The 21,615-nt window shown below is 42.9% G+C and carries 17 protein-coding genes; 7 read left to right on the top strand and 10 right to left on the bottom strand.

Annotated features, from left to right (window positions below):
• Positions 1-128 precede the first annotated feature (128 nt).
• Complete coding sequence (locus G496_RS0110280) at positions 129-1,010, bottom strand: DMT family transporter (RefSeq protein ID WP_027179219.1); 882 nt, start codon at positions 1,008-1,010, stop codon at positions 129-131.
• Between the two features lie 662 nt (positions 1,011-1,672).
• On the opposite strand from G496_RS0110280, the gene G496_RS0110285 reads away from it, so the two are divergent.
• Entirely contained in the window at positions 1,673-2,155 is a 483-nt protein-coding gene (locus tag G496_RS0110285; protein WP_027179220.1) for an Lrp/AsnC family transcriptional regulator, read from the top strand.
• Positions 2,156-2,308: 153 nt separating this feature from the next.
• On the top strand, positions 2,309-5,347 hold the full coding sequence (gene pruA, locus G496_RS0110290) for an L-glutamate gamma-semialdehyde dehydrogenase (RefSeq protein ID WP_027179221.1): 3,039 nt from the start codon (positions 2,309-2,311) through the stop codon (positions 5,345-5,347).
• Between the two features lie 332 nt (positions 5,348-5,679).
• On the opposite strand, the gene G496_RS0110300 is transcribed toward pruA, so the two are convergent.
• Positions 5,680-8,103, bottom strand: coding sequence for a methyl-accepting chemotaxis protein (locus G496_RS0110300; protein WP_027179222.1), 2,424 nt, complete (start codon positions 8,101-8,103; stop codon positions 5,680-5,682).
• A 413-nt stretch (positions 8,104-8,516) separates the two neighbouring features.
• Between G496_RS0110300 and G496_RS0110305 the strand changes: the two genes are divergently transcribed.
• The 4 genes from G496_RS0110305 to G496_RS20570 are packed head-to-tail and all read left to right on the top strand — an operon-like array spanning position 8,517 to position 12,234.
• Positions 8,517-9,638, top strand: a complete 1,122-nt coding sequence (locus G496_RS0110305; RefSeq protein ID WP_051294971.1) for an ABC transporter permease — start codon at positions 8,517-8,519, stop codon at positions 9,636-9,638.
• A 3-nt stretch (positions 9,639-9,641) separates the two neighbouring features.
• On the top strand, positions 9,642-10,403 hold the full coding sequence (locus G496_RS0110310) for an ABC transporter ATP-binding protein (protein WP_027179224.1): 762 nt from the start codon (positions 9,642-9,644) through the stop codon (positions 10,401-10,403).
• A 34-nt stretch (positions 10,404-10,437) separates the two neighbouring features.
• Positions 10,438-11,583, top strand: coding sequence for an MlaD family protein (locus tag G496_RS0110315; protein WP_027179225.1), 1,146 nt, complete (start codon positions 10,438-10,440; stop codon positions 11,581-11,583).
• A gap of 18 nt (positions 11,584-11,601) precedes the next feature.
• Complete coding sequence (locus G496_RS20570) at positions 11,602-12,234, top strand: ABC-type transport auxiliary lipoprotein family protein (RefSeq protein WP_051294972.1); 633 nt, start codon at positions 11,602-11,604, stop codon at positions 12,232-12,234.
• Here the strand turns inward: G496_RS20570 and G496_RS0110325 are convergent.
• Positions 12,227-13,333, bottom strand: a complete 1,107-nt coding sequence (locus G496_RS0110325; RefSeq protein WP_245577897.1) for a sensor domain-containing diguanylate cyclase — start codon at positions 13,331-13,333, stop codon at positions 12,227-12,229. The two genes, G496_RS20570 and G496_RS0110325, sit on opposite strands and share 8 nt — an antisense overlap.
• Positions 13,334-13,641: 308 nt before the next feature.
• Between G496_RS0110325 and G496_RS0110330 the strand changes: the two genes are divergently transcribed.
• Positions 13,642-14,238 (top strand): DUF445 domain-containing protein, encoded by a 597-nt coding sequence (locus G496_RS0110330; protein WP_027179227.1) that lies wholly within the window; start codon positions 13,642-13,644, stop codon positions 14,236-14,238.
• A 98-nt stretch (positions 14,239-14,336) separates the two neighbouring features.
• Here the strand turns inward: G496_RS0110330 and rpe are convergent, their stop codons facing one another.
• From rpe to G496_RS0110365, 7 genes are all read right to left on the bottom strand, one after another.
• Positions 14,337-15,005 carry a ribulose-phosphate 3-epimerase gene (gene rpe / locus G496_RS0110335; RefSeq protein WP_027179228.1) on the bottom strand — a complete coding sequence of 223 codons (669 nt, stop codon included), beginning with the start codon at positions 15,003-15,005 and terminating at the stop codon, positions 14,337-14,339.
• Entirely contained in the window at positions 15,005-15,472 is a 468-nt protein-coding gene (ahbA, locus tag G496_RS0110340) for a siroheme decarboxylase subunit alpha (RefSeq protein ID WP_027179229.1), read from the bottom strand. Before ahbA ends, rpe begins: the two co-directional genes overlap by 1 nt.
• Positions 15,472-16,650, bottom strand: a complete 1,179-nt coding sequence (gene ahbD, locus G496_RS0110345) for a heme b synthase (RefSeq protein ID WP_027179230.1) — start codon at positions 16,648-16,650, stop codon at positions 15,472-15,474. Before ahbD ends, ahbA begins: the two co-directional genes overlap by 1 nt.
• Positions 16,651-16,653: 3 nt before the next feature.
• The gene (gene hemB, locus G496_RS0110350) at positions 16,654-17,631 is read right to left on the bottom strand and encodes a porphobilinogen synthase (RefSeq protein WP_027179231.1); all 978 of its coding nucleotides are present in this window, start codon (positions 17,629-17,631) and stop codon (positions 16,654-16,656) included.
• An 82-nt stretch (positions 17,632-17,713) separates the two neighbouring features.
• A complete protein-coding gene (ahbC, locus tag G496_RS0110355) occupies positions 17,714-18,901 on the bottom strand; it encodes a 12,18-didecarboxysiroheme deacetylase (RefSeq protein WP_027179232.1) in 1,188 nt (395 codons plus the stop codon).
• Between the two features lie 328 nt (positions 18,902-19,229).
• Positions 19,230-20,372, bottom strand: a complete 1,143-nt coding sequence (locus G496_RS0110360) for an OmpA family protein (RefSeq protein WP_027179233.1) — start codon at positions 20,370-20,372, stop codon at positions 19,230-19,232.
• A gap of 286 nt (positions 20,373-20,658) precedes the next feature.
• Positions 20,659-21,000, bottom strand: coding sequence for a hypothetical protein (locus G496_RS0110365; protein WP_051294973.1), 342 nt, complete (start codon positions 20,998-21,000; stop codon positions 20,659-20,661).
• Positions 21,001-21,615 lie beyond the last annotated feature (615 nt).

The raw sequence follows: 21,615 nt of genomic DNA on the forward strand, positions 1-21,615 counted from the left end.
CATATACTCTGATTCTGTCCCCGGCAAGTTTAATGACTTTCGTAAACTTACCGGGGATTATTGATGATATCTGAATAACATTAAAAATGTCAGACTTTGCTGAAATTTTATTTTGCAGGCATGTTGAATTAGTTTCTATTTGTTATCCATACCCCGCCGATAACCAGTGCTCCTCCGGCAATGACTGTGGGGCCCATAAGCTCTCCGAAACAAAAATATCCCAGCACAACTGCGGTTACAGGTACGAGGTTGATAAAAATACCTGTTTTTGAAGCTCCGATAACCTGAAGGGCTTCATAATACCAGCTGAAAGCCAGTCCTGTTCCCATTATGGCCAGATAGAGAAGGCTTGCCCAGTCTATTAATCCGGCTGACGCGGCCTGAGAAAAGAGATCATGGCTGATTGCAAACGGGAGCAGCATCACTGTTCCTATAAAGCAGGACCATGCCACCGCCTCAACCGGGGATACTATATCTACGGTTTTTTTACCGGCAATTGAATAAGCGGCCCAGGTTACAACGCATCCAAGTATGCACAGATCACCATTGGTCATACCCTGATGCAGAATATCCAGAGGATTGCCTCTGGCGATGACCAGAGCGACTCCGGTTAGAGAAATTATGAATCCCAGAATTTTGGGAAAAGTAAATTTTTCTTTAAACAATAATGCGGAGCTGATGGCAATTACCGTTGGAGTTCCTGCTATAATAAGTGAAGCTCTTCCGGCCTCTACCGTTTCAAGCCCGGTGAAAAAGAGGATGTTGTAGAGAAAAACACCGGTTGCCCCTAAAATAACCACGGGAAAGAATTGTTTTTTGGTTATGCGCGGGTAATGGCCTGTAAATTTTTTGACCATGAAAAACATGAAAAAAGATGCAAAAAAGAAGCGCAGAAAACCTGCATTGTACGGGGAGAGGTGACCTGCAAGTATTTTACCTGCTATCCATGTCCCGCCCCAGAATAAAACAGAGCCGATAAGTTTGAAATAAAGAAGAAATCCAGCAGACATTTTGAAACTCTTAAAATTTTTATGAAGGGTAGGTTGTTCAAGTTGCTCAAAAGGACAGGTTCAAATTATGCCAGGGTGGCATTTAGACACAGACAATTATTTTCTGTCAGCGGTTTTAAGTTATAAAAGGAAGCAGGAAATATGGGACAGTGTCTTTTTAAAATCAAGTGTTAAAATGGATTCAGCGAAAATTATCCGTTAATTATGCTTTTTGTACAATTAATGTGTATTTTAATCTGCAAAAATGTATTTTTAAAGAATAATTGTTAAAACGATTATATTGATGGTTTGCCTTTAAGCATGCTAGCCTGTATAAGATTTATTCCTCTGATTCATAATCCTTATTTCTAATCCGGCAGCGATTTTTTGGGGCTGCATTCTGTCTCTGAAACTGACATTGTTATATTAATCGGAAAAGTTAAACACATTCTGAGGGGCTATCCTTCAAGTGGATTTTGCTCTCAAGGAATCCTGTTTTCCAAAAAAATCTGATTGATTGTTGGCAGGAATAAATTGCAAACACATAATTTGGTTCTGGCAGACTTCTAAAGTCTTTTATTCGCGCTTTATGTTGTTTAACTGAACAAAAGTCTTTTAAATAAGAAAAAAACAACTAATAGGCTTGACAATCTTAAAAAAATGGAATTTTATTCTCAATGACAATGAGTAAAAGAAAAATCGACGAAACAGATAAAAAAATCCTGATGATTCTTCAGGATAACGGTAGAGTCTCCAATGCTGATATCGCCCGTAAGATAGGTATGGCACCTTCGGCTGTTCTTGAGAGAGTTCGCAAGCTGGAACGCCGTAAAGTACTGGTTGGATATGAGGGGATAGTCGATCCCAAAGCTATTGGACAGTCTCTTACCGCATTTATCTACGTGGATGTGATTGAGGGAGTGGGTGCAACCGGAACAGGAGCCGAGTTGTCCAAAATCCCCGGAGTGCTGGAAGTACATTACTGTGCCGGAAAGGACAGTTATCTGATCAAAGTCAGGTGTCAGGATACGGAAGGACTGGCCCAGATGCTTGGCCGGATCGGAAGAATAGAGTCGGTAAGGGATACCAACTCAACTATCGTGCTTAATACCATAAAGGAATCTCGCGCTATTCCTCTTGATCTTGAGGAGGCCGATGATGCCTGAGAGGTTGTCTAACATCAAATACGCAGGTGGAAAATTCGCTCCGACCCCGTGTTTCTATAACTGAAACGGTTGAATAACCGCTGTGTGAATGGAAAATCAGGGGGAAGGCGCAGATTTAACACCTGTTAAACAGACAGGAGGACAGACAGCTGTATGACTGTTGACATTTCAACGCTGGACCCCAGAATCATTGAACGCGGTAAAGAATTTTTTAAATCCATTTCAGGTGAGTCCCCATCTATTTTCAATAAGGGCTGGTGGACTGGTAAAGTTATGGATTGGGCTATGCAGAACGAAGACTTTAAAGTCCAGATGTTTCGTTTTGTTGATGTTCTGCCTTACCTCAATACTTCAGAATCCTTATCAAGGCATATCGAAGAATATTTTGCAGGAGACGGCAGCGAGAATATTCCCGATGTCCTTAAATGGGGAGCCAGTAAAACCGGTATCGGGGGCGGCCTTGTAGCCAAAGTACTGAACAAGACAATCCGTTCCAATATTGAAGGAATGGCTCGCCAGTTCATTATCGGCCAGAAAGCGAGTGAAGCGGTAAAAGGAATCCGTAAACTCCGTAAAGACGGTTTTGCCTTCGTGCTTGACCTTCTCGGCGAAGCTACGGTCAGTGCTGAAGAAGCTTCAGCTTACAGAGACGGCTATATGGAAGTGCTTGAGGCTATCCACAAAGAGTGTGACAAGTGGTCTGCTCTTGATGCTTCCGGTGACCTTGACTGGGGCAATGCTCCAAAAGTCAATGTAGCGGTCAAACCTTCTGCTTTCTATTCTCAGGCAAAACCTGTTGCATTTGAAGATACTGTTCAGGGAATGGTGGACAGCATCGAACCTGTTTATAAGAAGATTATGGACATGAATGGTTTCATGTGCATTGATATGGAAGCCCTTGAATATAAAGAAGCTACCATAGAACTGTATAAACGGTTGCGTAAAAAATATCCTGAATATGAGTACATAGGCATAGTCTTTCAGGCATATCTCAAAAGCACCGCTGATGATGTCGCCGGCATGATAGAATGGGCTCGCGAAGTTAATCTGCCGATCTCAATCCGTCTTGTTAAGGGTGCATACTGGGATTCGGAAACAGTTATCGCAAAACAGAATGACTGGCCTGTCCCCGTCCATACCCGCAAACCTGAATCCGATCTGGCCTATGAGCAGATTGCAAAAATGATTCTTGAGAATCATGATATCTGCCATTATGCCTGCGCTTCTCATAACATCCGTACTATTTCCGCTATTATGGAAATGGCTATTGAAATGGGTGTGCCTGAAGATCGCTATGAATTTCAGGTGCTGTACGGAATGGCTGAGCCGGTTCGTAAAGGTCTGCTCAAAGTTGCCAAAAGAGTGCGCCTCTATTGCCCGTATGGTGATTTGATTCCGGGCATGGCTTATCTGGTCAGACGCCTTCTTGAAAATACAGCTAACGAATCTTTCCTCAAGCAGACTTTTGCTGATGAAGCGGATATTGAAATCCTTCTGGAAAATCCTGCAAAAACTCTTGAAAGGGAAATTTCCGAAAGTCCTGAGCCTAAGCCTGATACCCGTCCCCGTTACAGGGGAATTAACGGGGAGCTTGAACCCTTCAATAATTTCCCCCCGGTCGATTTCACAATCAAGTCCGAGAGGGATGCTTTTGTCGAGGCCATTGAATCCGTTCGTGGAAATATTGGCAAAAAGTACCCCCTTTATATCAACGGTAAAGAAGTAACCACTGAAGATACAATTGATTCCTATAATCCGGCTGATACAGCAGAAATTATTGGAACTGTTTGTCAGGCCGGTATCCCGGAAGTTGATCAGGCCATAGCAGGAGCAAAGGATGCCTACCTCAAGTGGCGTGATGTCTCCCCGCGCGAAAGGGCGCAGGTGCTGCTTGATGCCGCCAGATACTGCAAGGAAAATATTTATGAACTTTCAGCCTTGCAGGTTGTTGAAGTCGGCAAGCAGTGGTCGCAGGCTCACGGTGACGTAGCTGAAGCGATCGACTTCATGGAATATTATGCCCGTGAAATGATTCGCCTTGGCGATCCCAGACGTATGGGAAATGCTCCTGGCGAATTGAGTCAGTATTTTTATCAGGGTAAAGGAGTTGCCGCAGTTATAGCCCCGTGGAACTTCCCGTTTGCCATCAGCGTCGGTATGGTTTCAGCCGCCATTGTCTGCGGATGCCCGGTTGTATATAAACCTTCCGGACTTTCTTCCTGCATAGGTTACGGTCTGGTTGAAATGTTCAAGGCCGCAGGAATTCCGGACGGAGTCTTCAACTATATCCCCGGACGTGGTTCGGTGATGGGTGACCACCTTGTGGACAGTCCTGATATCTCGGTAATCGCATTCACCGGTTCCATGGAAGTGGGACTGCGCATACAGGAGAGGGCAGCAAAGGTTCATCCCGGTCAGGAGCAGTGCAAAAAGGTCATCGCTGAAATGGGTGGTAAAAACGCCATCATTATCGATGATGATGCTGATCTTGATGAAGCCGTACTCGGAGTTCTTTATTCCGCATTCGGATATCAGGGCCAGAAATGTTCCGCATGCTCGCGTGTAATTGTGCTGGATTCCATTTACGATCGTTTTGTTCATCGTCTGACTGAAGCTGCCAAGTCGGTTAAACTCGGACCAGCAGATAATCCTGATAACTATATGGGACCGGTTGTCGATAAGGCCGCTCAGAAAAATGTTCTAAGTTATATTGATATTGCGGAACAGGAAGGCAGAATTTTGGTTAAGCGCGAGGTCTCAGACGAGCTTAAAGCAAAAGGCTGCTATGTTCCCATGACCATTGTTGAGAATATCACCAAAGAGCAGCGCATTGCTCAGGAAGAAATATTCGGTCCTGTGCTGGCTGTTATGCGGGCAAAGGATTTCGATGAAGCTCTCGATATAGCTAATTCCACAAAGTTCGGACTAACCGGTTCAATCTACTCCCGTAGTCCCAAGCATCTTGAAAAAGGTGCAAGGGAATTCAGGGTCGGTAACCTTTACCTTAATAAAGTAAGTGTCGGTGCTTTGGTTGAAAGGCACTCATTCGGTGGATTTAAAATGTCCGGTGTTGGTTCAAAATCTGGTGGACCAGATTATCTGCTCCAGTTTATGGATCCGCGTATCGTCTGCGAGAATACCATACGCCGTGGTTTTGCTCCTATTGCCGAAGATGATGACTGGATTTCTTAAAACAAATATTAACTGTTATAATCTGGGGAGGCTTAGGCCTCCCTTTTTTTATTAAGTCTCATATTTCTTTCATGAACAATCCAACATAGAAAAATAGCTATTTGAAGAGAGTAAATCGGTTTCAGGAGTATATTCATAACCAGCATTATGACTCGCGATGCTTGAATTATCTTTTTGGGGTTGCTGCTAAAATTGTAGGTAATTTTCTGAAAATGATAAAAATACAACTCAATCAGCAGAACTCTTGAGGGAATTTTATATTCCGGTGTTCTGATAATTTTTGCTGCTTGTAAAAAAAATAAGGGCCGTGGTAAATCCGCGGCCCTTATTTTTTATTCTTTGTTGGAAATCTTATCCAGATCTTCAGCAAGATGGACAAGCTCGTTAAGTGATTCCACCGTCATATTTACTCTCTCTGACACTTTTCCGGCCAGATCATTAACCTCTTCCATTGCCCTGTTTATTTCTTCCGAACTTGCGGATTGTTCTTCAGAGGCTGTGGCAATATTGCTGACACTCATTGCCGAGTCCTGAGCCATTGAAACAATATCTCTTAAGGATGAACCTGATTTATTTGCAAAGTCAGCTGCTTTAACTGCCAGCACACCGGCTTCTTCCGTCATCTTCTTGGATTCTTTTGCCTGAGTCTGAATTCCGTCAATAACAACTTCTACTTCTCTTGTTGCTTCAACTGTTTTTTCTGCAAGCTTGCGGACTTCATCTGCAACAACTGCAAAACCTCGTCCTGCTTCACCAGCCCGTGCTGCTTCAATTGCCGCATTCAGTGCCAGCAGATTGGTCTGGTCGGCAATATCATTAATTACCCCTAGAACAGAGCCTATATTTGTGGATTTATCCTCCAGCTGAATCATAATTTCAGCCAGTGATTCCGTTTGTGACTTAACTGAATTAATAGCGTCTGTTGCCTTAAGGACAATCTCAGCCCCTTCTTCGGCCTTGTCTTTGGTTTCAAGTGATTTATCGGAAGCTTTTGAAGCATTTTCAGCAACATCAAGCACACTTGCATTCATCTGGCTGAAAGCGGTGACAGTCTCAGAAATAAGTCTCTGCTGCGAAGCTACGGAATCATTTACGGAGTTGATTTCGTTTTCAAGTTTAGCAGAGCTGTTGAATATGTCTGACGAAGCTTTTCTGGTTGATTGATTTACTTCGTTTATTCTTTCAAGCTGCCGGTTTATGTTATCTTCCTTTAAAACGAGATCTGTCACCACTCTGGCAACTTCCAGATAACCGCTGATATTACCTTTAGAATCTTTTAAAACATTGGCTACCGGCTGGATGTGAAGTTCATTACCATTGCTGTCCTTCAACCTGATTGTTTCAGTCATCTCCCGGTGTCCACTTTTGCGGCATTTTTCTATGGGGCATTTTTCAGTGGAGCATAATTCGGTTTTAAATATATTGCGGCAGGTTGATTTGTGGACCATTGCTTCTTCCAGTCCAGCAAATTCAGCAACGCTTTTGTTGGCGAATTTTATGTTATAATCTTTATCCACCACAAATATAGGATCAGGAACAGCATTCACTACATCAACATATATCTGCATTTCATGAATCATGTGTGATAATTTATCCAGAAGATCGTTGAACGCTGTGGTCATTCCACCTATTTCGTCCCGGTATTTGATGCTGATTTTGCTGTCGAGGTCCGCACGGTCTTCGTTGATATCTCTGATTTTGCGGGTAATAAGATTTACAGGATTTATAGCCATTTTTCGCAGGGCGATATAGACTATACAAAGTGGTATGAAAATCATCAGGGCAACGCAGCCGAACAAGGCCAGATTAGTGGTGTCAGACAGGTCGGCCATTTTTTTGAGGTCTATATATCCGGCTAGGATTCCGATCTGCTTTCCCCGGTAATCCAGAATCGGCATTGTAGCGAGAGCTGAATCCTTGCCTTCAATAATAACTTTGTCTTCCCGGCTGCCATCCAGAATTTTTTGGGTTATTCTATCAAGGTATTTTGAATGCTGTGTCCCGCTTACAAGGATATAATTTTGTCCGACAACCGGATATTTTGATTGATCCTTTAGGGAGGTTGCAGTGCTCAGCATTTCTTTGTTCATGAAAAGCATTGCGTAGATTCCGGCATCTTCAACACTGCTTAGGATCGGCGAAAAACTGTGCAGTACCTCGGCAGAACCCAGAGTGTTACCGTTTTCATCTTTAACAGGGACAAGTCCTCTTATCGCAAATCCTCCCCGTCCAAGCTCTATGCCTCCAACCGGTGATTTTCTCCTGTTAACATCCAGAACAGTATTTCTGAATCCGGACAGGTCGTCCGAAATATCAACCCATTGGCCATTTCTTTTAGCCTGTTTTTTTCGCCACAGGCGGACAAGGCTTCTGCCGTTTGAAAGGTGGAAATGGAGACGGAGTTTTGCTCCGCTGATTTCCGAAAAATTTTTAAGTTCAGGGGCAAGAGTCTGGCGCAGGTATTCTCTTGCCTGTTGAGATTCGGAAGATCTTTCGTCATCAATATTTCCGCTGTTGGCCATTTCAAAGGCCTTTTTGACTTCAGGGCTTCCTGCAAAAATCGCTGCTGTTCTTTGTGCTGATTTTGTTGAATCTGAAATTTTATTTGAAACTGTTGAAAATGCTGTGTTTACAATTGATTTTACATGCATTTTCTTCAGTGAATTAAATGATGAATTCAGTATAAAAATACTGACACAACCTAAGATGATAGTGACGATGATCTGCGGGAGCAGAATTTTTGAACTAAGTTTCATAAAAATTCCTCTATTCATTATGGGGGAGATTTTGGTGTTATTAATTTAGAAATATAATTGATTATACTTTGTGTAAAAAATCACAATCAGATAGGCTGTTTTGAGTTAATGTGTGTTGAATATAATATAATGTTGTTATATTTAGCACAGAATATATGTTTTGCTCAACCTTTTTATAATTTATTCAAGGTTAATAATTTTAATATCGACTGGTCGGATACCTTTTAATTAATTAAATCTGCAAAGTTTTGAGGGATTTTTTCGGCTGATAATATTTTTATTTTTTTAAATCGGAACAGCTTCTGTAAATTGCGAAGCCTGATTTTTATTAAAATGAGTCCTCGCTTTTCTTTACGGATTGATCGTAATAAGGCTATACATAAATATATTTAATCAACTACCTGGAACATATTATGATTGAAGGTGATTCCGCTTTAAAAACGGAAGGCAATAAAATTTTTTTATCCGGAAGGATGGATGCTGATGGCGTCGGCAGAATATGGCTTAAAGCTGCTGAAACCGTTTCTTCCGGTGCAGGTCCGGTAGTTATTGACTGTTCTTCCGTGAATTACATGGATGGAAGCGGTGCAGCACTTCTGCTCATGCTTCGCAAAAGAGCAGCTGAGCAAAAAAGAAGTGTCGATATAGAAAATCTCAAATCTGAATACGCCAGCTTTCTGGAAATTTTAAAGCCTGATGAAAATGGTCTCCATGGTTCAGGCGTTAAAAAGAAAAAGGGACTTGCACGTTGGATTTCCGCACTTGGAGTAACTGCCCATGAATTCGGGTGCGATCTTTATGATCAGATAGAATTTATCGGATCATGCATGCTGGCTCTTAAAGAAGTAATATTCAGCCGCAGAGGATTTCGCTGGAAGGACTTCTGGCTTGGCTGTGAAAAGGTTGGTGCTGACGGTCTGCCTATTATACTGCTGATCGGTTTTTTAATGGGCCTGATAATGTCATTTCAGTCAGCCATAACCCTCAAGAATTTTGGCGGAGAAATTTTTGTCCCGAATATGCTCGGGTTGGTTATGTTCAGGGAACTTGGACCAATGGTTACCGCCATTCTCATTGCCGGCAGGACCGGGTCTGCTTTTGCCGCTGAAATAGGCACGATGAAAGTGAACGAAGAATTGGATGCCTTATCTACTATGGGGCTGAATCCGGTTCGATTTCTTGTGCTGCCGAGAGTGCTTTCAGCTGTTTCCATGGCTCCGCTGCTTACTCTTTTTTTTAATTTCATGAGTCTTGTCGGCGGCGCAATCGTCATGCTCTCGATGGATTATCCACTTTCTACCTATTGCGGCCGGGTTTTTGCCAATGTCGGCTGGACTGATTTTATCGGCGGCATGGTCAAAGGAGTTGTTTTCAGCTTTCTGGTCGCCGGGATAGGATGTCAGAGAGGGCTTGTAACTAGAAGCGGGGCCAGCGCGGTTGGTGATTCCACCACCAGCGCAGTTGTCAGCGGAATTATCCTCATCGCAGTGTCGGATGGTCTTTTTGCCGTACTGTTCTATCTGGCGGGAATATAAAGTATGAATAGTCCCGACTCATTGATAAAAGTCACCAACCTTACCTGTGCTTATGGTGATTCTGTCGTTATAGATAATATTTCTTTTGATGTCAGGAGCGGCGAGATATTTATTATTCTCGGTGGATCAGGTTGCGGGAAAAGCACCGTGTTAAAGCACATGATAGGTCTTTATCATCCTGCCGGGGGTAAAATCCTTGTGGATGGTGACGATATAGGTTCTGCAACCGGAAATAAACGTCTTGATATTTTACAGCGCATCGGGGTGATGTATCAGATGGGCGCACTTTTCGGCTCCATGAGCCTGCTTGAAAATGTCTGCCTTCCACTTGAGGAATTCACTTCAATGCCCCTTGAAGCAATGAACTTTGTGGCCCGTACCAAACTTGCACTGGTCGGTCTTGAAGGATCTGCTGATAAAATGCCTTCTGAGCTTTCCGGTGGTATGCTTAAGCGCGGCGCAATAGCCAGAGCTATGGCCCTTGACCCTAAAATCCTTTTTCTGGATGAGCCTTCTGCAGGTCTTGATCCCATAACTTCAGCTGAACTTGATGAGCTGATCAGAAGTCTTTCACGGTCTCTCGGGGTAACTTTTGTTATTGTTACCCATGAACTTGCTTCAATTTTCTCAATAGCTGACCGGGTCATAATGCTTGATAAAAGTACCAAAGGCATAATTGCCGAGGGTGATCCCAGAGAGCTCAGAGAGAAATCTGACCATCCGATTGTAAAAAGTTTTTTTCAGCGTGATATCTCAGGAGAGTGACCAGAGTGCCTGTCCTGATTAAAATGGAGCTTATATGAGTCGAAAAACAAACCCTTTCAGACTGGGACTTTTTATACTGATCGGAACAGTCCTGCTGCTGTCCAGCCTTGCCATACTCGGTGCTGGTAAGATTTTCAGGCAGCCCATATATATGGAGACATATCTGAATGAATCCGTCAACGGTCTGGAAATTGGATCTCCCATAAAATTTCGTGGTGTTAAAATCGGTTCTGTAAGTGAAATAGGCTTTGTTACGGATAACTATGTTTCTTATGACAAAAGCTCATTGAGATATGTTTATGTTCGCGGCGACCTTGATCACAGTATGTTTGATACTCAGGAAGAAAGGGATGTTTTCAAGGGCATTAAAAATGAGGTGGCTCACGGTTTGAGAGCCCGGGCTGTTTCTTTAGGATTAACCGGTCAGCTTTTTCTGGAGATAGATTATGTCGATCCGGATAAAAATCCACCACTAAAAATAGATTGGGAACCGAAATATATTTATATTCCTTCAGCTCCGAGTATGCTGAGCCGGGTAGAGGCGGCTGTAGAATCTGTCGGTGACACTCTCACAGATTTAAATAATGCTAAAATAGCTGAAGCCATTGAAGATGTACGTAAGGTTGCACGGAGTCTGAGTCATTTTCTCAATAATTCAGATACCGGTGGAATAAGCAAAAATCTGACAGGCTCACTGCATCAGGCTGAAATTCTGTTAACCAGAATGAACAAGCTGCTTGCGGCACCGGAAGCTGAAACAATACTGCCTGATGCTTCGGCAGCACTGCATAATTTGCGCTATGTTCTTGATAACAGCTCAAAAGATATGGTTGTGGCTGTAAAAGATCTTAAAGCGACAGCCAGAAGCATGAAGAATGTCTCAGGCAGGGTTGAAGATTTCATGAAGACTCCAAAAGGGCAGAGTACCATGAATAATCTTTCTGAGACTATGAGTAATGTCAGTGAAGCCTCGGAAAAAATTAAGGCCGCTGCGGTCCGTTTTGAGTCGACCATAAGCAGAATCAATCTTGTCATGGCCGGGCAGGAAGGCAACATCGAAGCAATTCTGGAAAATATTCGCCGTCTTGTTGAGAATCTGCGTGAGCTAAGCGGGGAAGCCCGTCAGTATCCTTCTGGGGTTCTTTTTGGAAATCCTCCGAAGAAAAGTAACTCCAACTAGTATGTTGAGGATTATAAAATGAAAATCAGTATAAAAATTGTCATATCTTTTCTGATTATCGGGGCGATAGCTGCCGGATGCGTGAAATTCGACAGGCCGGCTTTGGATCGTAAGTATTTTGTTATGTCTGTAGAAAGGAATAAAGACAGCCATACCAACGGTACAGAAACCCTTGTTGTTCGCAGGTTCCAGATTTCACCGCAATATCAGGACAGAGAGCTGGTTTACCGTAAGGATAAATCAATCTATGAAGCCGACTACTATAATTTATTTTTTGTTCCGCCGACAGAAATGCTGACTAACGACCTGCGCCGCTGGTTTTCTGATTCCGGTATATTTAAAAATGTAGTTTCCCCATCAAGCCTTTCTTCCGGAGGTCTTGTTCTGGAAGGGCTGGTGAATTCACTGTACGGGGATTATCATGGAAATGTTCCCGCAGCAGTTGTGGAAATACAATTTTTCCTCGTAGATAATCAGGATGAAAATACCCCTATTATATATTCAAGGACGTTCAGTGAAAAAATAAAGCTGAAATCAAAGGATAGTGCTGAGCTTGTGGAGGGAATGAGCTCGGGGATAAAAAATATCTTCAGCAAGCTTGAAGCCGATCTGGTTGGTCTTAAAGCCGTTAGTGAGGAAAAGCCTAACTAATGATATTATGCTGATATGATATTCTATTTTTGCCGTTTATTTTGGCATGATACATGTTGTCATCAGCACGTTTAAGGAAGTTGTTCGAAAATTCTTCAGGAATATATTCAGCTATTCCAACGCTCAAGGTTTTGATAACTGTAGTGTTTGCATTCGGGTGGAATTTTTCTTCCTCCATCGTCTGCATGATGCGTTTTGCGGTTATTATCGCATCCGTTCCGCTTGTTTCAGGGAGAACCACCAGAAATTCTTCCCCGCCGTAGCGGAATCCTTTATCAGTTTCTCTGATGCTGGACTGGATAATCTGGCCAAGCCGGTTTAAAACAGAATCGCCGGCGAGATGACCGTAGGTATCATTAAACTTTTTGAAGTCGTCTACATCCATCAGAATGATGCTCAGAGGCCGATTATAGCGTTTGCTGCGGCTTATTTCATTTTCAAAAACATCATGCAGCTGTCTTCTGTTGTAAAGGCCCGTCAGCTGATCGGTCACGCTGAGGCTTTTAAAGCGTTCTTCACTCTCTTTTAAAAGTCTTTCAGCCTTTTCCCTTTCTTTAATCTCCGTTTCAAGTTCCGCATTTTTTTCATCAAGCTCGTGCAGAAGCACCGCAAGCTGTGCGGAGTTCTCTTCCTGTAGTTCTTTTACTTCCTGAAGTTCGCTTATTCTTTTTTCTTTTAGGAGAAATTGTTCGTAATCGTAGGTGATGTCATTGAAAATGCAGATTGTTAAGCGGCATTTTGAACTTTCTATACAGGAGCTGACAGTAAGTTCTATCCAGATTGTTCGGCCGTCTTTACACTTGAAAGGGTGCTTGAATCTGGAACATACTCCTGGATTACTGAAAAGTTCTGAAATTGCGAGCAAACTTTCTTCATCTTCGGAAGCAAGTATTGGTGCCAATGGTCGGGCAACTATTTCTTTTGAATGGTAGCCGGTGATATGGGTGAATGCATCATTTACTTCGCGTACTCTACCGTCCTCGTTCAACACAACAATAGCTGAAGCTGCACTTATAAAAAGATGTTTATAGTGTATTTGAGTACAATCTTCCCCGGTAAGCATATTCTGCTTTTTGATTGTATTTTGATTTTTTTTCAAAGTGATTAGCTCCGTCAGGCTTATGCTTGTCTGCCATACAGACGGTTTAGCTTTATTAGCTGACTAGGTAAAAATGTGTGAGAGACCTTACATTAAAAGAGCCAAAAGCAAAACTATTTTGGTTAGAAAATAAAAAAAAGCAAAATACTTATTATTATAAGTAAATATGTCCGTATAGTATATGTTTATTATTATTTTAATCTACATTAATTCATCTTGCTCTTTTTTTCAATTTGGTCAAATATATGCTCCCTGTTTTGCAGGGGAACTGTGAAATAGAAAATAATGTAGTTGAGGATATACTATAAATGACTTTTAAGCTTCTTCTTTCTCCTATTATCTGTGCTCTTATCGGATGGGTTACCAACTATCTTGCTGTTAAGATGTTATTTCATCCGCATAAGCCGATAAAAGTCTGGCCGTTTGTCATTCAGGGCATTTTCCCCAAGCGTCAGAATGAGCTTGCCGAGAGCCTTGGCCGAATGATTGAAAAGGAACTTATATCTCATGAAGATATCAAGAGTGTCATCTGTGATCCATCTTTTATAGAAAAGCACAAGGTGGTTGTTCTTGATTATCTTGATGTCTTTTTCAAAGAAAAGGTCACAACGCTGCATCCTATGGTCAGTATGTTTCTGAATGATGATACCATGAAGACCATTCGTGGTATGCTCTCAACAGAACTTGATGAAATGCTCCCCAAACTTATTCAGACCACATCATCCCAACTTGAAAATTCACTGGACTTCAAGTGTCTGGTTCAGAAAAAAGTTGAGAATTTTTCAATGGAACAGCTGGAAAATATTCTTTTTTCCATAATGAAAAAAGAATTCAGATTTATTGAAATTTTTGGTGGAGTGCTTGGATTTATTATCGGACTTATTCAGATTTTTATTTTCATCTAGAAAATATTTTTTAAAAGCAGAAAAAGCCCCGTGCTGTTTGAACAGCACGGGGCTTTTATTTTACAGTGCTTAAGTCCTGTTGAGTAACAGCTTAAAAGCTAACCGTTACAGGTCTCAATGAATTTTTTATATCTTTCAGCGTAAGGGGGAAACTTGAAAAAAGCAGAACCTGAAACCAGAACATCAGCTCCGGCTTCAACCAGCTCTCTACAGTTTTCCATGGTAACGCCGCCATCTACCTGAATGAGTGTTTCAGCTTTCTGAGCTGTAATCATTGATTTCAGCTCGCTGATTTTTTCAGTGCAGAATGGAATATATTTCTGTCCGCCGAATCCCGGGTTAACACTCATTATGAGTACCATATATAACTGCGGGATAAGGTATTTAATTTCGTCCAGAGGTGTTGCCGGGTTCAGGGCAACAGCAGGTTTAACACCTGCATCCGCAATTGCCGAAACAACTCTTTCAAGATGATTTGTGGCTTCGGCATGAACGCAGATGAGGTCTGCTCCGGCATCAACAAATTCCTGAATATACCTCTCCGGCTGTTCAATCATAAGGTGGCAGTCGAAAAAGAGATTCGACTCTTTGCGCATAGATTTTATTACCGGAGGTCCGAAGGTTATATTAGGGACGAACATTCCATCCATGACATCAAGATGAGCCCATTCCAGTCCTGCTTCTTCAAGTGCTTTAAGCTCATCGGCAAGTCTGCTGAAGTCGCATGAAAGTAATGACGGAGAAATGATGGTTTTTTTCTGAGTCATCAGTTTTTCTCTCTCTGGTCGCTTTCCATATTGAAATCGACTTTTATTTTTAACATTTTGCTGGCCGGCATGTTCAGGATTTCAATACCGGTCTTATCAGTTATGGATTGCAGTGTTTTTTCAACTTCATCCCATTCAGGACCAATAAATGTAAACCAGATGTTAAACTCGTTTTCACGAAGATAGTTATGGGTTACACCCGAATGCTTATTAACTTCAGCAACAAAATCATCCAGCTTATCTTCAGGAACTTTTGCAGCGCACAATGTTGAACGCCAGCCCAGTTCGCGTGAGCCGAAGTTAGCTCCTATCCTTCTTATTACACCGTCTTCCCGGAGTTTATTGACTCTGGACAGTGCTTCATCTTCGCTTATACCGGCAATGCGTCCGATTTCGGCGTATGGTCTGCCGGTAATAGGAAAACCGGATTGGATTACGTCCAGAATGGTTTTATCAACTGAATCCATTAATCCTCCTGATTTTTTACGCGCGGTTTTTTCTTGGGAGTATAAGAGCAGAGCGGTTCCTGTTTCAGATATCCGCCTTCCATTGTTGCCGCACGGGCGCGACAGCCACCACAAACTTTTTCATACTCACAGTAGCCGCACTTGCCATCATAAACTTCCGGGTTACGGAGGTTGAGAAATTGCGGTGAGCTGCTCCATATTTTGGGGAAAGGTATTTCCCTGACATTACCGCAATCAAGCTCCAGATAACCGCAGGGCTGGACCTGACCGGTATGTGAAATGAAACAGAAGCCTATACCACCAAGGCATCCTCTGCTGACAGCATCAAGACCGAAGTTCTCGAAGTTGACCGGGATTCCCTCTTCTTTAGCTCTCTGGCGCAAAATACGGTGGTAGTGTGGAGCACATGTAGCTTTCAACTGCATGTCAGTAGTTTTCTGGAAATCGTAGAACCAGTTGAGCACTTCTTCATATTCATCTGCCGAGATTATTTCTGTTCCCAGTTCAGCAGCTCTTCCTGTCGGTACAAGAAGGAATATGTGCCATGCCGAGGCACCGATATCCTTGGCAAGATGGAAGATATCTTTGAACATGTGCAGGTTGTTACGGGTTACAGTGGTATTGATCTGGAACTCGATTCCTGCATCTTTAAGATACTGTATTCCGCGCATTGCTTTTTCAAATGCGCCTTTTTCTCCACGGAAAGTGTCATGCTGTTCGGGAATGGCTGCATCAATTGAAATTGAGCAGCGTTCAATGCCGACTTCTTTAAGACGTACTGAATTTTCAGCAGTCAGCAGTGTTCCGTTGGGAGCCATTACACAGCGCAGGTCTTTGGACTTTGCGTATTCAACCAGTTCAAAGACATCATCACGCATAAGCGGCTCACCACCGGTGAAGATGATGATCGGATTTCCTGTCTCAGGAAAGGTATCGATAAGTGCTTTAGCTTCTGCTGTGGAAAGTTCTCCCGGGTAGGGTTCCGGGTGTGCTTCAGCCCTGCAATGCTTGCATGCAAGGTTACATGAACGGGTTATTTCCCATGCTATCAGACGTAGCGGAGGGGAACCGTCAGCATTTTTCTGAGGGATGGGGTGAACACCGGGGTGAGCACCGGGATGTCCTCCGCCCGGATGCTTTGCGCCGGGGTGACCGTGTGGATGTTTGTTTTCACTCATATATTATCCAAGTAATTTAAGAACGTCTTCGGTAAAATAGCTCATAATGAGATCTGCACCGGCTCTTTTAATGCCGATAAGAGATTCCATTGCAACAGCCTGCTCGTCTATCCAGCCGTTTAATCCGGCGGCTTTGATGATAGAGTACTCTCCGCTGACCTGATACGCAGCAATGGGCAGATCGAAAGAGTCGCGCAGTGAACGTACCATATCAAGATAGGGACCGGCTGGTTTAACCATCAGGATGTCGGCACCTTCAATCATATCAGCGGTTGCTTCACGAAGTCCCTCACGGGAATTGGCAATATCCATCTGGTATGTTTTACGGTCTCCGAATTTGGGAGCACCTTCAGCTGCATCACGGAAAGGTCCGTAGTATGCGGAAGCGTACTTCACAGCATAAGACATTATCGGCGTATTGATGAATCCGTTCTGGTCAAGACCCTGTCTGATAGCCTGAACACGTCCGTCCATCATGTCGGAGGGGGCAACCATATCGGCTCCGGCCTCAACGTGGGAGATGGCTGTTTGTGCCAGCAGCTCCAGTGTTGAGTCGTTATCAACAAAACCGTCTTTAATGAGACCGCAATGTCCGTGCGAAGTATATTCACACAGGCAGACATCGGTGGTTACTACAAGGTCCGGCCATTTATCCTTTAATCTTTTTACGGCCTGCTGGACTATACCGTCTTTAGCGTATGCCTGAGAACCGACAGGGTCTTTTTCAGCCGGAATGCCGAAGAGCATAAGACTTTTGAGACCGTTCTTAACAGCTTCGCCAACAGTTTTTTCAAGCTGGTTCAGGCTGAGCTGATACTGTCCGGGCATAGACTTGATTGGAGCTTTAAATTCTGGATCATCATTTTCCGCTACAAAATAAAGCATCATCAAGTCATTAGCGGTAATCGTATTTTCTCTGAAAAGGTCACGGATGGAGGCGGTACGCCTGAGTCTGCGTCCTCTGAAAAAGTCATAAGTCATTGCAGCCTCCGTATGGGGGGTAGATTTATTGTTATAAAATTAAACCCCGGCGAATTTTTCCGCCGGGGTTTTTATTTCAAGCTTAGTCTTCCTTGCGGATTTCTTCATCTGTCAGGTAGCATGCCGGGTCCTGAGCCCAGATATCATCATAGTAGGCTTCCGCGCGGGCACGGAAGTTACCGCCGCATATCTTGAGATAGCGACACTTGGCGCAGCGTCCGCCGACATACTGTTTTTTATCTTTAAGTTTGTGCAGCAGCTCAATATTCTCATCAGTCCAGATTTCAGAGAAAGGACGTTCGAGAACATTGCCGAAGGTATGGTTACGCCAGAACTGGTCTGCGTGAACCTGTCCGTCCCATGAAATACAGCCTATTCCACGACCGGAGTTGTTGCCTTCATTGAACTGTAGAAGTTTGAGAACTTCTTCCGCACGTTTGGGGTCTTCTTTAAGCAGGCGCAGATAAACGAGAGGGCCGTCAGCATGGTTGTCAACAGTAAGAACTTCTTTGGGATGTCCTGCATCGAAAAGGGCTCTTGTTTCATCCATGATGAGGTTGACCACTTTGCGGGTTTCTGCATGGTCCAGATCTTCCTTAATCAGTTCTGAGCCGCGGCCCGAATAGACAAGGTGGTAGAAACAGACACGGGGAACTTCCATATCTTTGAGGATCTGAAAAATGGTAGGTACTTCAACCCAGTTGCGTTTGTTGATTGTAAAGCGCAGACCTACTTTGAGTCCTTCGGCCTTACAGTTTTCAACGCCTTCAAGGGCTTTTTTAAAAGCACCGGGAACTCCGCGGAATTTGTCGTGTGTTTCTTCTCCGCCATCAAGGGAGATACCAACATAAGACAGTCCTACTTCTTTAAGTTCCTTTGCTTTTTCTTTGGTAATCAGAGTTCCGTTAGTTGATATAACGGCTCTCATACCTTTACCGACAGCATAATGGGCCAGTTCCACGAGGTCTTTGCGTACGAGCGGTTCTCCACCGGAGAAGAGCATTACCGGAGCGCCGAATTGTGCAAGGTCGTCTATAAGTGTTTTTGCCTGAGGTGTTGAAATTTCATCAACTCCGTCAGGGTCGACAGCCTGAGCATAACAATGCACACACTTCAGATTACATCTGCGTGTCATGTTCCAGACTACAACAGGTTTTTTATCTTCAGAGAACTGCAGCAGGTGAGAGGGCAGTTTTCCAGAATCACGGCCATAACGCAGAACATCAGAAGATTCGACTGCATCACAGTAAAGTTTTGAAATACCTATCATTTAAAATTCCTCGCTAGCCTTTTCAAACGTTTAAAAAATTTGAAAGGCCAGGTTGCCGGTTTGCAATTGTATTAATTCAGTCCGGAATAAATCCGGTTGATTCATCCGTGTCCATTTTAACCCGCAGGTTAACGTGGACTTTGGAGGTATCATAAATGGACTTCGGGGGAAAGCCGAAACCCCCATGAAATTTTAGCCAGAGCCTTAGGATATGACTTGTTGCAGGGATGTCAATGCCGCATAAAACATAGCTTCAGGTAAAAACATCCTTAACAGGTGGGGTATGATTTGAAAAGTGCCGGATCATGAAGCTGATCCGGCACTTTTTTTATGACGATAATGTGATTTGAACCCTGCGGTTGAATTGCTTATTGTATTCCGATGTATCAGGTACCAGCGGCTGTGTTGAGCCTACACCACGGGTAATCAGTCGGTCCGGCGATATCATAAAGTTATCGATAAGATATTTTTTGACTGCTTCCGCGCGGTCCTTACTCAACTTCATGTTAAATTCTTTAGAGGCATCACTATCTGTATGACCAGTGATAGTTACCTTTTTATCTTTTAATTTTTGCCCGTTAAGAGCTTTACCCAACTCATTTAAAATAGGAAGAGATTTTGGATCTATTGTAGATTCACTCTTATCAAATTGAATAGCGAGGTTGATTGAAGGCTGCTTTTCAGGTTGCGGCAGAGCTGCAGGTTTGAGAACGGTATTCTCGCTTTCAAGTGTTTTAAATTCTTTAGGTTGCGGTTCTTCCTGCTGCTGATATGAAAGGACCTGCTCTTTCTGCTCCTGCTCGGCTTTCTGCATTGCTGCTGTCAATGCGGATGTCATACCGGCAGAAGAGGACTCGAATAAAGCCCACGATGTCAGCGGAACAGCCATGTTGCCGGAAATAGCCTGAGTTATGCTGTAAAGTGCGGAATCCGGCATACGATGCGTGCGTTTGAAAACTATAAAATCATCATCCATTCTTTTATCTATTCTGCCGGATTGCTCAAAGGAGCAAAGCATCTGTCCATGCTGTGTTTCGTATATTTTTACCTGAATTGTCAAAGCAGAGCTGTCTACTGTGTGACCGAGGTACAGATATGGAACGAAGCCGACAATAAGAAGGTCATAACCTCTGTTGCGGGCTGTAAAAAGAGCATCTTCAAGCCCTCTGTAGGCTAGATTGTCATCATAGACCATTGAAGGAAAAAGTTGCAGTCCGGTCCAGTTTTCCCAGACCAGCTTTCCGATCTGTTGACCCCAGAATCTGCCGTTGGGGATACCCTGTGTTACATGATACGGATAGAAAAGAGCTGAAAGTGGTTTGTAGTGCGGTTTTTGCGGACGAGTGTAAACCATTAGTCTGGATAGTTCCACTGCACTGTCTTCATAATATATTGATTGAGTCGCTAGTTGGGGCTCAAAATGGGTGCAGGAAACCAGAAACAATGCAAGCAGGATAATAATTTTTTTCATTTTTGAAATTTCCGGTTGAAGTTATCCAGAAGTCTGATTTTTGACATGACAATATTCTGTCAGGAAATAAGCAAATTTTATGCCGTATTCAAGTTAGAAATTGCATGTTGGGGGCAATACTTATTTTTAAAGTATCATATTGTATTGCAGTGAAACGAAAAATATCTGGTCTGTTTTTCAAAATAAAATGACAGCAATAACTGAAATTGTTTTGCTGTCAGATATTTTTTAAAACTATACAGATTAGGATAAAATTTGAGGAATAAACAAAAATGAAAAGACAATTCTATTGTAGAAATCTTGTCGGGGCAGGGGCCGTCTGTATAGAGTTGAGTATCTGCTCACGTGATTGAATCAGGCTTTCTTTAAGTTCAAGTCGCCTTTGTATAGAAAGTCTTTTAAATTCGGGTTTTGATGTCAGTTCTATCAGCTGAGCCATTTCTATTTTAACCCGCTCAATCTGGATAAGGACTTCACTTTCCGGATGGCAGATATGAGTGCAGGCTTCAGCGAGTTCTGTAATTTCGTTAGCCATTTTAAGGAAATTTCCGGGCTGGACTTCTCTAACCGTATTTATTTTTTTTTTGATGGTATTAAATGTATTCTCCAGCCAGTCTTTTATTTTCATATTCTCTCCGTAGATATGATGCCTTTATGGATGCGCCTTTTTAAGGATAATGATTTATCTCTATAAGATATAAAAGCTTTTTATTAACGTAAAGCTGAATAATCGTCTGTAGAGCTTAAAAATAAATAGATATTAATTTTTTACCGCTATTACAGCATATTGATGCTTAATATTTTTTATCTGAATTAAAATGGCAACAGCATACAGATTGACTGAGGCGGCTGTAGTAATGTTTTGTGCGGCATTATCGATGAAAAAGTCCCGCTTCATGTCATGGAGCGGGACTTTTTCTTATGCGGCACGTTGTCAAGCACCCCGCTAATTCTGATTTTATGTTTTCGTAGGCCGCATTCATCCCTCACCTTGCGGTGCAATTAATTGATATTCCTTTTCTTATTCGTGCTCAGCGGCACCAAGTACCGATTCGGTACCAAATCAATTTAGGATCGCCATTTTTATTTCGTTGTCAAAGCAACCAAAAGCCCCTCGCGATCCGTTATACTGCCTTAGTTGGAATACTGAGTTTCCAAAGTAAAGCAGCAAGTTTTCGAGCAAGTGCAGCAATTGCCTTTTGGGGTACTCCATGCTTGCTCAAGATTCTGTTGTAAAATTCTT

The sequence above is a fragment of the Maridesulfovibrio bastinii DSM 16055 genome (assembly GCF_000429985.1).
Lineage (GTDB): Bacteria > Desulfobacterota > Desulfovibrionia > Desulfovibrionales > Desulfovibrionaceae > Maridesulfovibrio > Maridesulfovibrio bastinii.